Genomic DNA, 12233 nt, shown 5'->3' with positions numbered 1-12233 from the left:
TACAAAACCCGGCTTTAAGCCGGGTTTTTTTACTTTTAGTCTTCATCCTCTTCAATTTCCGCTTCAATTGGAACATGAAGCACTTCATAGACTTTTTTGAGACAATCTTTATTTTCTGACAAGACCAAGAGTTGATCCCATGCTTGGATTTCGGTACTTCCCTTAGGAGTGATGTATTCGCCTTTTCTTCTCAGCATGGCTATGATTGCGTTCTTTGGAAAACCAATTTCTAAAATTTTCTTACCGATAATTTCATTTCCATCAGGAATGATGACTTCAGTCATCTCTGTTTTTGGTGCTTCATTCATGATGTAATCGATTGGAGATTTTGGTTTCGCTTTCTCTGGCAATGATACTTTGAACCAATTGGCTACTACGGATAATGTAGTGCCTTGAATCAATACCGAGGTCAAGGAAATGAAAAAGACCAAATTAAAAATCATATGGGCTTTGTCAATACCAGCGATCAAAGGATAAGTTGCAAATACAATAGGTACTGCTCCCCTCAGGCCTACCCATGAGATATACCAACGACTTCTATTTTTCATTTTGAAAGGCAGTAGAGTCAAAAACACGCCTAATGGTCTGGATACAAAAATCAAGAAAGCAGAAACAGCTACTCCTAAACCGATCAGTGGAATGATTTCAGAAGGATTGACCAAAAGTCCAAGCGTGAGAAAGAGTACGATTTGCATCAACCAAGCCAATCCATCAAACATTTTGAGGATGGAGTTTTTGTGAATGAGTTCTTGTTGTCCTAAGTATACAGCACAGAGGTAAACTGCCAAGAAGCCATTTCCTCCCAGTAGATCAGTAAATGAAAATGTCACAAACATCAAGGAAATCACCAATACTGGATACAGACCTTCGAAGCCTAGGTTGATTCTATTGATAGCCTGTTTACTCAACCATCCAAAAAGTAAACCCAATGCACCACCAATGATCATTTGCTGCAAAAACAATATGATGATTGACATCACTCCTTGATTTGGGTTGAGTACCAAACCCAAGAAAGCAATGGTCAATACATAAGCCATGGGGTCGTTACTTCCGCTTTCAAGCTCCAATGTAGATCTCAAGCGGTATTTAAGAGCGAGGCTTTTGGATCTTAGGATTGAAAATACCGCAGCAGCGTCCGTAGATGAAACAATCGCTCCCAATAATAAACCCTCGAAAATAGTAAAATCTGTCAATAGCCAAACAAATACGCCAACTGAGGATGCCGTCAGAAGCACTCCAACTGTAGATAGCGCAATCCCTTTGCCCAATACAGGCTTGATAGATTTCCAACTGGTATCAAGCCCCCCTGAAAAAAGGATGAAATTCAAGGAAACAATTCCAATGAACTGAGCAATTTCGGGATTATTGAACTGAATACCGAGTCCATCGGATCCAGCTAACATACCTACCAATAGAAACAAAATCAAAGTTGGAACACCAAACTTATATGAGGTTTTTCCAGCTAGTATGCTCAGGAAAAGTAAGACAGATCCTGTGAAAAGAATATTTTCTATGGTGAGATTCATTTGGTCGGTTGCTTAAATAATGTTTAAATCAAGTTTTCTTGAAATTTCAAATAAACACAATAAAAAGTTTAATTTAAATGTATAGCGGAAAAGATAATGAAATGTTTCCGTTTCAAATGAAATAAGTCAATTAGAAAATTGAAAGTTACATCAATTGGTTAATTCTTGCATCTCTATGGGGTAATCAAATATTTTTCTAATTTTAGCTATACAAGACAGACTACTATGAAAATTTATGTTTTGATTGATTTTTCTGATTATTCCAATTCGCAAATCAAGCTAGCCGTTCAATGGTGTTTGGCTTTTGGGTGTAAAATGGTTTTGGTACACCAACTTGAATTGATGATTCCATCACTTGGAAGTCCTGATATTAGGCTAAAATTAGAATATGATCAAAAAAGAATGGTTTTTCAAGAAATTGAGAAACTTCGTGCGCAATACGTGGATGAATCAATCTTTGTGAATATAGAAATTACGGCATTACCCTTGATCAAATTTCTAAAAGAAGAAGCTCAAATTGAGGAAGAAGATATTACCCTAGCTGGCATCAAAGGCACAGGGATATTGAAGCAGATTTTTATTGGGAGTACTGTCACTCGAGTTATAGAGGAAGTTAATCGGTTAACCATTGCGATACCTTTACACGCTAAGGTTAATGTTCCAAGTAAATTGGTTGTAGCCGTACATTACAAGACACCTATTGAAGAAAGGTTTCTGAAACAATTGATAAAAAGTATCAGTAGTAAGCTAGAAGTAGTAGAGTTCATTACAATTATCAGTAAAGTAGAAGAGAAATATGATTCAGAGGCATATTTACTTAAGCTAAAGAAGACATTTTATCCACTTATTTCTTGCCAAGTAAATTCATTTAATGGAAACGATGCTATAGCTGAGTTAAAGAATTACATGCTGCTTCAGGAGGGGATGTTTTTGGTCCTGCAAAAGGGCTCAAGATCTCTAGTAGATCGTGTTTTTCGCAAATTCATGATTAATGATCTTGTTCATGATGCTTCCATTCCTTTAATTGTTTTGCCCTCATGACTTGGTTAGCAAACTTATCACAGAATCCCTTTTATGAATTTGCGATTATTCTCTCTTTGGCAGCACTATTGGGAGCTTTAGGGCAAATTTTGAAACAACCATTGATTGTGATGTTTATTGCCCTAGGGATAGTGGTAGGGCCATCTGTTTTGAATGTAGCACAGAGTAAGGAGAATATACATTTGCTGGCAGAGGTAGGGATTGCAATTTTACTTTTTATCGTGGGCTTAAAATTGGACCTTCGATTGATCAAGTCTACAGGTAAGATTGCCTTGATGACTGGACTTGGTCAGGTGATATTTACTTCTGTGATTGGATACTTTCTTGGGATTAGTTTAGGTTTTTCTACTCTGCATAGTTTTTATATTGCTGTTGCATTGACCTTTTCTAGTACCATCATCATTGTCAAATTGCTTTCTGATAAAAAAGAAATCGATGCGCTTCACGGACAGATTGCAATTGGATTTTTGATCGTACAGGATATTGTTGTGATACTTGTGATGATTGTACTCTCGACCATCGGAAGAGGAGGAGAAGATGCCATGATGGTATTAGAAATCGGAAAGACACTTTTATACTCTTTTGTTTTGGTGGGAGCCACGGTTTTGGCTATGCGTTACATCATTCCTAAGCTGAGTTTTTTTCTTGCTAAATCCGTGGAAATGCTCACGCTCTTTGCCATCGCATGGGCTGTTTTATTAGCCATGATCAGTGAATTAATTGGTTTTAGTGCAGAAGTAGGTGCTTTTCTTGCTGGGGTTAGTTTGGCATCTTCACCTTTCAAAGAAGTCATCAGTGGTAGAATGACTAGCTTGAGGGATTTTTTGCTGTTGTTCTTTTTTGTCAATTTAGGTGCTGGATTGAATTTGGGTGTCATAGGCACCCAAGTGCCTGCTGCATTTGTATTTTCTATTTTTGTATTGATAGGAAATCCCATTATCGTATTGATTATCATGGGATCTATGGGGTACAGGAAGCGGACTTCCTTTTTAGCAGGATTGACAGTGGCACAAATTTCTGAGTTTTCATTGATTTTTGCTGGTCTAGGCTATACTGTGGGGCATTTGACCGAGGAGATTGTAGGTTTGATAACCTTGGTAGGTTTGATTACAATTGCTTTATCTACTTATATGATCTTGTATTCAGGTATGCTTTATCAGTTTTTGGCGCCTGTTTTGAAGGTTTTTGAAAAATCAGACCCTTACCGAGAGAGCCAAATGAAACAATTAGAGTCGAGCCATTTTGAAGTCTTGATTTTAGGGTTAGGTAGATTTGGCCAGAAAGTGGCCGATCAAGTTCAAGAAAAAGGGCACGCCGAATATTTGGGAATAGACTTTGATCCTCAAGTGGTGAAATCTTGGCAAGAGGCTAGGAAAAAAATTATGTATGGAGATCTTGAAGATCCAGACCTGTTGGAACATCTTTCTCTTGATCATACCAAGTGTGTGATTTGTACAGTTCCTGATTATCATCATAGCATTAAGCTGGTCAATGCTTTGGATAAGTCTAACTTTAAAGGTCAAATTTTTTTGACAGCAATGCATGAAAATGAAAGTAAGTATTTTGACCATTTACTCAATGTAAAAGTTTTGTTGCCCTTTGAGATGGCTGCTCAAAACTTTTATAACGCTCACCTAAGCCCAATTCTTAATTCCGATTCGCAAAACACTGAGAAATGAAAGAATATTTAAAAAAAGTTAAAGGTTTCTGGGTGTCAGATACCAGTTTCCCAGCGTTGTTGGTGATGTTGATTTTTACAGTATTTATCTTACCTGTGATCATAGAATATCAGAATGACGCTACCTTTTTTCTGAATTTCATGCTAATTCTACTTTTTTTTATTGGCATATTTTCAGCGAAAGAAAAAGCATATATCATTTTAACCGGTGTTTTATTGGTAACGCATATCAGTTTGAGGTTGATTAGATTTGGTGATAATCCCTTTGACTTTTACCTTTTAGAAAGGATTGTGGCCATATTGAATTTGATAGCCTTGATTGTAGTCAATATACTCTTACTTTTTAGAGATAATGAAGTGAATTTTTATAGAATCATTGGAAGCATCAATGTGTACCTATTGGTTGCAATGATTGGGGCATTTGGATTTGAAATCATCCATTTATCAACGGGGAAGTCGATCATAGGAGAAGATGTAAGTCTCGAAGGGATGGATGTAGATTTTGGGGAATATATATATTATAGCCTTACATGTATCAGTACGCTAGGCTTTGGAGATATTTTTCCAGCCAATTTCTCGGCGAAAATGCTCTCGACTTTTCTTTCAGCTTTGGGCATACTATACCCAGCAGTTGTGATAGCAAAGTTAGTCTCCTATGCTTCAAAGGAAAATACTTGAGCAAATGCCTTCTATCTAATTTTTTATGCCTTTAAGGTATTTTGGTGAAGTGGTTTTGAAATAGTTTAATATTTTAGTGAAAATTAAATCCAAATATTATGATCAAAAGATACCTTTTAAGTGCAGCGTTATTGGTTGGTTCTATGGCTTTTGTATGGGCGCAGGAAACCAGGCAGATAGCTGTAGAATCAGCTTCGGTGACAAATAATGAAGTGACTATCAATGGCAAAAGAGTTCCTTATAAGGCTACAGCTGGAACCATGCCTGTTTGGGATGAGGATGGCAAACCGATGGCTTCTTTGTTCTATACCTACTATGAAAGAACAGATGTCTCAGACAAGACAAGTAGACCTTTGGTGATTTCTTTCAATGGTGGCCCAGGTTCAGCTTCTATTTGGATGCATTTGGCTTATACGGGTCCGTATAAGCTTAATATTGATGATGAAGGCTATCCGCTTCAGCCTTATGGCTACAGCAAAAATCCTCATTCTATCCTAGATGTTGCCGATATCGTCTTTGTAGATCCGGTGAATACAGGTTATTCCAGAATTGTGAATAAGGAGGTATCTAGGTCAACATTCTTTGGTGTGAATGCTGACATCAGGTACCTGGCTGATTGGATCAATACATTTGTAAGTAGACAAAATAGATGGTCCTCTCCAAAATACCTGATAGGAGAAAGCTATGGTACTACTCGAGTTGCTGGATTGGTTTCTCAATTACAAAATTCACATTGGATGTATTTCAATGGCGTGATTCTCGTGTCTCCTACAGGTCTTGGATTGGATAGAAATGGTCCAGTTGCAGCAGCGAATTACTTGCCATATTATGCCGCTACGGCTTGGTATCACGGAGTTTTGCCTGCTGACCTTCAGTCCAAAGATTTAGATCAAATTCTTCCTGAAGTTGAAAAATACACATTAGATGAAGTACTCCCTGCCATTGCGCGTGGAGGTTCATTGGACGCAGCCAAGAGAAAGGAAATTGCTTCTAAAATGGCCTATTACTCAGGATTGAGCGAGAAAGTTATCCTTGAGCACAACTTAGCTGTTCCGACCAGCTTTTTCTGGAAAGAATTGTTGCGTGATCAGGGGTTAACGATTGGTAGACTTGATAGCAGATATAGAGGGATAGATAAGTCTGATGCCGGTGACCGCTATGATTTTGACCCTGCTTTGACTTCATGGAATCATGCTTTTGCACCAGCTTTCAACCTTTATGCTAAAAATGTCCTGAAGTATGAGACAGATTTGACATACAATCTTTTTGGTCCAGTCAACCCATGGGATAGAAGTAATGACAACACAGGCGAGCAATTGGCCAATGCGATGCGTCAAAATCCATATCTACACGTGATGACTCAGTCAGGTTATTTCGACGGTGGTACGGATTATTTCAATGCCAAATACAACATGTGGCAAATGGATCCTAATGGTAAATTACAAGACAGAATGTCTTTCAAAGGCTATAGATCTGGTCATATGATGTACTTGAGAGCTGAAGATTTGAAAACTTCAAATGATGATATCAGGGAGTTTATCATGAAAACCATTCCTGCAAAAGATCAACCTGCGAAGTATTAAAAGTTAAACAACCTCAAATCGAATTTGCCAACAAAAAAATCCTTGAGAAGTCTAAGTTTGATATTTGTTGATATTCGATACGCATGGATACTTATTGAAAACTATAGACTGAGAGATTCATGCTTATTTCTTGGAGGAGAATTAATTGATATTAATAAGACCAGTTCCGCAGGAACTGGTTTTTATTTTTGTAAGCAATAATTAGAAAAATCTTCGATACTTTCAATGGGTTGTTTTATTCCTAATTGGTCTGCTAGTAATCTAAAGACGTCTGATTTCTTTTTACCTGATTTTCTCAAAAACTGAATAGAGGTGTCTCCAGCTGATTTTGATAATTTACGGTTTTTGGCATTTTTGATTAGTTCATGATGATGAAAAGTATTTTGACCAAATGTATTTTGCCCCAAATGGTTAGCGATATGAATCTGAGCCAAAGATGATCCCCATAAATCTTTGCCCCGGACAATCAAGTCTATCCCAAAAGTTAGGTCATCCACTACAGATGCTAATTGATAGGAAGGTAGCCCATCTTTTTTTTTCACAATTATATCATTGAGTATTCCAGGAGTTTTTCCAGATTCCCAACCATCAGTTGTTTTAATTTTTATAGGATGATGAAATGGTAATTTGGCTCTCCAATTAATAGCAGATAAGTTGAAATCAAGATTTCTTTTCTGGCAAAACCCAGTATAAAAGCCTTTAGGATGCATTCGCTCGACCTTTTTTCTGCTACAATCACAGGCGAAAAGCATGTTTTTAGCTTTCAAAGTTTCTAAGGCCTTGGTATAATTGGCTTTTCTATTTTTGAAACTGTAATTGCTTTCAAATTCTTTTAAGGTTTTAGGCCCTAAGTCAAAAGGGATTTCTAAAAAGTCTAAAGTATCGAAGATGTCTTGGATATACTTTTTCTTTACCCTTTCTTGATCATAATCATCTATTCTTAGTAAGATTTTTGCTCCAGAAGCTTTGGCCAAGTGATAAGTGTTCAAAAAGGAAAAGATATTTCCAAGATGTAAAAACCCACTTGGTGTAGGTGCATACCTTGTTAAATAATGTTTTTCCATATTCACCCTATTCATTAGGAATTTCTTTGGATCCTAAAATAGTCATTATGCTGCTTAATGTTTTTTAACAGCGGATATTTTTGTGTCAGATACATAGCTTGTAACTTCGTACTGTGAAAAAAATACTTCTGATCATATCTTTTTTTGTAAGCTTTGGTAGCTTATCCAAAGCTCAAACAATTACTGGTAATGTGATTGATGGCTTGGATAAGGGATATTTAGATCAGGTTTGGGTGGTCAATTTAACCAATCAAGATAGCGCAGAAACCAATATGCGTGGATATTTCCGTATCAAAGGTAGCTCTGGAGACTCCTTAGTTTTCAAAAGACAGCATTACATCCCTGCTGGTAAAAGGGTAGGAGAGCAAACACATTTTGTGATGGAGATTTATTTGAATGCCCGACTTTTACCAAGGTTTGATGTTTATGCCAAGGAATATAGGATACCGTTTTCGATGGATGGGACTGCAAGCCCAACTGGTATGCGTGGTTTGACGGATAGACCTGCTGGGCCAGGAAAAATCTATTCTGGAATGTCAGATAATCCAGGGCTGATGCCTGCCTTGACAATTGATGGGCCGATTTCGTATTTTATGAAGAGTGAGCGGCAGAAAAGACAGTATGCTAGAAGACTGGCTGAAATTGCTAGGCAGCAAGATTACCTAGATTTGATTCAGTCTGATTCAGTGATGATTGCACTAAAAAAAGAATACAATCTCACAGACAAAGATTTGGATGATTTGATCATTGAATTCAATCTTCAGAATATCAGCCATCAATTCAAAGACATGAATACCAAAATGGTAGAACAACGGCTTTTAGATTTTTTTGATAGGAAGACTGGCAGAAAGTATTGATCAGGCTTTTTTCTTAAAGGACCATGTGACATAAAATTTGGCCACAATCTCCTCACTGGCGTTGGTACCCGTAGAAATCATGGTTAGTTTACCTGTTTCTTCCACTTGAAGTTGATCAATGATAGCAGTAAGTTCTTTCCCTTGATCGCAAGTGAAGGTGATTTTTTGATTGGCTTTTTTATAATATTCAGCTCTGAAATCTACAACAAGCATGCTGTATTTTCCTTTCCCCGCCATCGACAATTGGCATAAAGCTCCTGTGCTAAGTTCAGCTGCACCAGCCAATGCTGCAAAGTATATTGATTTAAAGGGATTCTGAGATCTCCAGAAAAAGGGAATACTAACTTGACATTGGTCAGGAGTTAGAGTTTTGATTTTAAGCCTCCAAAATATCGCTGAGGGTAGCTTGAAAAGCATGGCCCACCAAAATATAAAAGGGTTTGTCATTTTACTGAGATAGGATTTTGCTTCTGGAGTCATAAGTTTGTTTTTTCAAGAAACTTCAATTTAATTGAAAATTATAAAAAGCTTTTTGATATGGCATCTTTTTTGGGCATTTTCGTGAAAATATTCTTACTGTTATGTTCAAGAAAATATCAATTTTGTTTCTCGTTGGAATTATTACTTATTCCTGTGCTAAGGTGCCTCTAAGTGGCAGAAACCAGCTTAGTTTGGTCAGCAATGCTGAAATCCTCCCTATGTCTTACGATCAATATGCTCAAGTACTGAGTGAAAGTAAGCTGGTCACTAATACAGCAGAAGGTCAAATGGTAGTGAAGGTTGGTAGAAGAATTGCTGATGCGGTGTCCAAATATATGGCGGAGCGTGGATATGAAAAGGCTTTAGAAGGATTTGCTTGGGAATTTAACCTGATCGAAAGTGAGCAAGTCAATGCTTGGTGTATGCCGGGGGGAAAAGTGGCTTTCTACACTGGTATTATGCCGATCTGTCAAGATGAAGCAGGGGTAGCAGTAGTAATGGGTCACGAAGTAGCCCATGCAATAGCTAGTCATGCAAGAGAAAGGATGTCTAATGGATTAGTGCTCAATGGCCTAATTGGTGGGGTTCAAGTGGCCATGGGGCAAAACCCTACTTTGACTCAAAATATTTTTCTCCAAGCTGTAGGCTATGGAGGACAGCTAGGGATGTTGAGTTTTTCAAGAAGACATGAATTAGAAGCAGACCAATTAGGATTGGATTTCATGGCTTTGGCGGGTTATGACCCAAGAGTAGCGCCTGCATTTTGGGAAAGAATGAATGCTGGGGCTAGTGGAAATAGACCACCAGATTTCTTGTCTACGCACCCAGGGCCAAACAGAAGAATCGAGGAGCTCAACAAGCAGATGCCCAAATCAATGGAGTATTACGAAAAGAGTAACAAGCAGCAATAAATTAAAAAAACCAGACGCTAAGTCTGGTTTTTTAATGTCGTTATGTTTGATATTAACCCATGTTGAAGCTTCTCAGCTTTACTTGTGTGAATTTCCTTTTGGTATCTAGCGGGAAGTCACCTTTCATCATCCAATCATAGTAAGAAGGCTCTTCTTTGAGTACTTGGACGATGGTTTTTCCTTTGTGTTTTCCAAAGTTGAAACATTCCTCACCACTTTCATTGAAAATAAATCGACCAGCGAGGTCAACCATTTTTTCATTGAGTAATTGGTGGATTTTTTTCATGTCATTTTGAAAAACACCCAACTTATTACCCAATAAGTCTTCCGCTTCTTCCCCCTCGTACCTTTCTATTTGGGCTTTGAACACCTCGTAGGTGGCTATGGTATCCGCTTCAGCACTGTGTGCATTTTCTAAAGTCTTGCCACAGTAAAATTTATAGGCTGAAGAAAGGTTTCTTTTTTCCATCAAGTGAAAAATCTTCTGTGCATCAAGCAAGTTTCTTTTTTCAATATCAAAATCAATCCCCGCTCTCAAAAACTCCTCAACCAACAAAGGGATATCATATTTCAAGACATTGAAACCTGCTAAGTCCGCACCTGCGAAGAACTGATGCAGTTCTTTAGATGCATCCTTAAAAGTAGGGGCGTCTTTGATATCAGCATCATAGATGCCATGGATCAGCGATGATTCCAATGGAATTGGGATGGTAGGGTTGATTTTCATGGTTTTGATTTCCTCCGTACCATCCGGCTGTACTTTGACAATGGAAATTTCTACAATTCTGTCAGTAGATATGTTTGTTCCCGTAGCTTCAAGGTCAAAAAAGGCAATTGGGGTTTTGATATTTAAATTCATCTTAAAGGTTTTTGTTGATTTTGTTTTTAAGTATGGATAGATCCATGTCGTCATAATTACCCGAACTCATCAAAAGCAAGTTAGTGTCTTGATAATTTTGTTGTTCTAGGAATGATTTGAGTTGGTCTATTTGAGTGAATACAAGTAAATCATGGCGCTGAAAACCTGCTTTCAATGTGTTTTCATCCATCAACTCTAGCTTTTTCAAAGATACGGCTTTTGGATTCAAATAGATAATGGCTATATCAGCTTGATCAAAAGTATGTGCATAATTATGGATAAATTCCTTATTGAGAGAGCTGTAGGTGTGCAATTCTTGTACAGCTATTAGCTTTCTATTTGGGAATTGGTTTTTTACTGCATTTACAGTTGCTTTGAGTTTGGAAGGCGCGTGGGCAAAATCCCTATACAATACAGCATCACTTGATTCTGCGAGTATTTCTTGCCTTTTGGCAGCGCCTTTGAATGTTTGAATATGCTTATAAAAAGCTGCATTCTTCACACCTAGACTTTCACAAACATGAATAGCACCTTGAAGATTTTGAAGGTTATGGTCTCCGAATATGTGGATGGGAAGTTCCATCTGATCAGCCAATAAGATGGTTTTCCCGTCGACAATCTTACTTGGATGGGCTTCGTATGGAATTAGCTTGATCGCTGCTTCTTTATGGGATTCACCAATTTTTTTGACAATTGGATCTTTTTCGCAGTAGATGAAAGTCCCACCTTTAGCAGTCATTTCGGCCAGTTTTTCAAATTGCTCAACATATTTTTCAAAAGTTGGAAATACATTAAAATGATCCCAAGCTATGCCACTCATCAGAAGTATATCATGGTGGTAATGAAAGAACTTTGGTCTTCTGTCTAGCGGTGAAGTCAAATATTCGTCACCTTCAATGATGATGATAGGCGCATCTGATAGCTTGACCATTAGGTCGAAACCATCTAACTGTGCGCCAACCAAGTAATCAAAATCCAGTCCTTCATTTTTGAGCACATGCAAAATCATCGAAGTGATACTCGTCTTTCCATGACTTCCTGAGATTACTACTCTAGTTTTATCTTTGCTTTGATTGTAGATAAATTCAGGAAAAGAATAGACAGGGATTCCTAGCTCCTTGGCTCTAACAAGTTCAGGATTATCAATTCTAGCATGCATACCTAGGATGATTCCGTCTAGGTCAGCGTGGATTTTTTTTGGAAACCATCCCTTTTCATTTGGTAAGATGCCTGCTTGTAAGAGTCTACTTTTTGAGGGTTCATAAATTTCGTCATCAGAACCACTGACTTTGTAGCCTTTGGCCACCATAGAAAGGGCAAGATTATGCATCACTGCTCCGCCGATGGCTATAAAATGATATTGCTTTTTCATAATTTTTCTGAAGATTAAAATTAGAACCTTCTTAGCAAATATTAGTCTGAAATGATTTTTATTTCCTTTTTTTGACAGAATAATTGCATGCCATACGCTAGTGCTTTGATTATCCGTTGATTAATTGGGGTGTTGATAACTCGTGCATAAATTGTTCAAAACCTTTTGCATAAACAGCTTACAT

11 protein-coding genes are annotated in these 12233 nt (G+C 37.7%); 6 read left to right on the top strand and 5 right to left on the bottom strand.

The features are described 5' to 3' along the window. Positions 1–35: 35 nt before the first annotated feature. Positions 36–1526 (bottom strand): potassium/proton antiporter, encoded by a 1491-nt coding sequence (locus tag BW935_RS09200; protein WP_076500862.1) that lies wholly within the window; start codon positions 1524–1526, stop codon positions 36–38. A 225-nt stretch (positions 1527–1751) separates the two neighbouring features. Here BW935_RS09200 and BW935_RS09195 point away from each other — a divergent pair, with 225 nt between their 5' ends. From BW935_RS09195 to BW935_RS09180, 4 genes are all read left to right on the top strand, one after another. Then, positions 1752–2567, top strand: coding sequence for a universal stress protein (locus BW935_RS09195; protein ID WP_076500860.1), 816 nt, complete (start codon positions 1752–1754; stop codon positions 2565–2567). After that, on the top strand, positions 2564–4246 hold the full coding sequence (locus tag BW935_RS09190; protein ID WP_076500858.1) for a cation:proton antiporter: 1683 nt from the start codon (positions 2564–2566) through the stop codon (positions 4244–4246). The genes BW935_RS09195 and BW935_RS09190 overlap by 4 nt, the downstream gene beginning before the upstream one ends. Further along, positions 4243–4923 carry a potassium channel family protein gene (locus tag BW935_RS09185; protein WP_076500856.1) on the top strand — a complete coding sequence of 227 codons (681 nt, stop codon included), beginning with the start codon at positions 4243–4245 and terminating at the stop codon, positions 4921–4923. Before BW935_RS09190 ends, BW935_RS09185 begins: the two co-directional genes overlap by 4 nt. Positions 4924–5021: 98 nt before the next feature. Next, positions 5022–6506 (top strand): S10 family peptidase, encoded by a 1485-nt coding sequence (locus BW935_RS09180; RefSeq protein WP_175606655.1) that lies wholly within the window; start codon positions 5022–5024, stop codon positions 6504–6506. A gap of 182 nt (positions 6507–6688) precedes the next feature. On the opposite strand, the gene BW935_RS09175 is transcribed toward BW935_RS09180, so the two are convergent. Then, positions 6689–7570 carry a glutamate--tRNA ligase family protein gene (locus BW935_RS09175; RefSeq protein ID WP_076501087.1) on the bottom strand — a complete coding sequence of 294 codons (882 nt, stop codon included), beginning with the start codon at positions 7568–7570 and terminating at the stop codon, positions 6689–6691. A 113-nt stretch (positions 7571–7683) separates the two neighbouring features. Between BW935_RS09175 and BW935_RS09170 the strand changes: the two genes are divergently transcribed. Beyond that, a complete protein-coding gene (locus tag BW935_RS09170; protein ID WP_076500854.1) occupies positions 7684–8427 on the top strand; it encodes a hypothetical protein in 744 nt (247 codons plus the stop codon). Here BW935_RS09170 and BW935_RS09165 read toward each other — a convergent pair whose 3' ends face one another. After that, positions 8428–8907 carry a DUF4442 domain-containing protein gene (locus BW935_RS09165; RefSeq protein ID WP_076500852.1) on the bottom strand — a complete coding sequence of 160 codons (480 nt, stop codon included), beginning with the start codon at positions 8905–8907 and terminating at the stop codon, positions 8428–8430. A 101-nt stretch (positions 8908–9008) separates the two neighbouring features. Here BW935_RS09165 and BW935_RS09160 point away from each other — a divergent pair, with 101 nt between their 5' ends. Continuing rightward, positions 9009–9818, top strand: a complete 810-nt coding sequence (locus tag BW935_RS09160) for a M48 family metallopeptidase (protein ID WP_076500851.1) — start codon at positions 9009–9011, stop codon at positions 9816–9818. A 52-nt stretch (positions 9819–9870) separates the two neighbouring features. On the opposite strand, the gene BW935_RS09155 is transcribed toward BW935_RS09160, so the two are convergent. Next, positions 9871–10677 (bottom strand): 3'-5' exonuclease, encoded by an 807-nt coding sequence (locus tag BW935_RS09155; protein WP_076500849.1) that lies wholly within the window; start codon positions 10675–10677, stop codon positions 9871–9873. A gap of 1 nt (position 10678) precedes the next feature. Then, the gene (locus BW935_RS09150) at positions 10679–12049 is read right to left on the bottom strand and encodes a UDP-N-acetylmuramate--L-alanine ligase (protein ID WP_076500847.1); all 1371 of its coding nucleotides are present in this window, start codon (positions 12047–12049) and stop codon (positions 10679–10681) included. Between the last annotated feature and the right edge of the window lie 184 nt (positions 12050–12233).

This window comes from Belliella pelovolcani, assembly GCF_900156785.1.
In the GTDB taxonomy this organism is placed as follows: Bacteria; Bacteroidota; Bacteroidia; order Cytophagales; family Cyclobacteriaceae; genus Belliella; species Belliella pelovolcani.
This window is presented reverse-complemented; position numbering and strand designations above follow the sequence as displayed.

Bases quoted from the DNA above. Each gene is read 5' to 3' on its own strand.
- BW935_RS09195 (WP_076500860.1), top strand. From the start codon at position 1,752: ATGAAAATTTATGTTTTGATTGATTTTTCTGATTATTCCAATTCGCAA.
- BW935_RS09175 (WP_076501087.1), bottom strand. From the start codon at position 7,570: ATGGAAAAACATTATTTAACAAGGTATGCACCTACACCAAGTGGGTTT.
- BW935_RS09150 (WP_076500847.1), bottom strand. From the start codon at position 12,049: ATGAAAAAGCAATATCATTTTATAGCCATCGGCGGAGCAGTGATGCAT.
- BW935_RS09160 (WP_076500851.1), top strand. From the start codon at position 9,009: ATGTTCAAGAAAATATCAATTTTGTTTCTCGTTGGAATTATTACTTAT.
- BW935_RS09180 (WP_175606655.1), top strand. From the start codon at position 5,022: ATGATCAAAAGATACCTTTTAAGTGCAGCGTTATTGGTTGGTTCTATG.
- BW935_RS09155 (WP_076500849.1), bottom strand. From the start codon at position 10,677: ATGAATTTAAATATCAAAACCCCAATTGCCTTTTTTGACCTTGAAGCT.
- BW935_RS09200 (WP_076500862.1), bottom strand. From the start codon at position 1,526: ATGAATCTCACCATAGAAAATATTCTTTTCACAGGATCTGTCTTACTT.
- BW935_RS09190 (WP_076500858.1), top strand. From the start codon at position 2,564: ATGACTTGGTTAGCAAACTTATCACAGAATCCCTTTTATGAATTTGCG.
- BW935_RS09185 (WP_076500856.1), top strand. From the start codon at position 4,243: ATGAAAGAATATTTAAAAAAAGTTAAAGGTTTCTGGGTGTCAGATACC.
- BW935_RS09165 (WP_076500852.1), bottom strand. From the start codon at position 8,907: ATGACTCCAGAAGCAAAATCCTATCTCAGTAAAATGACAAACCCTTTT.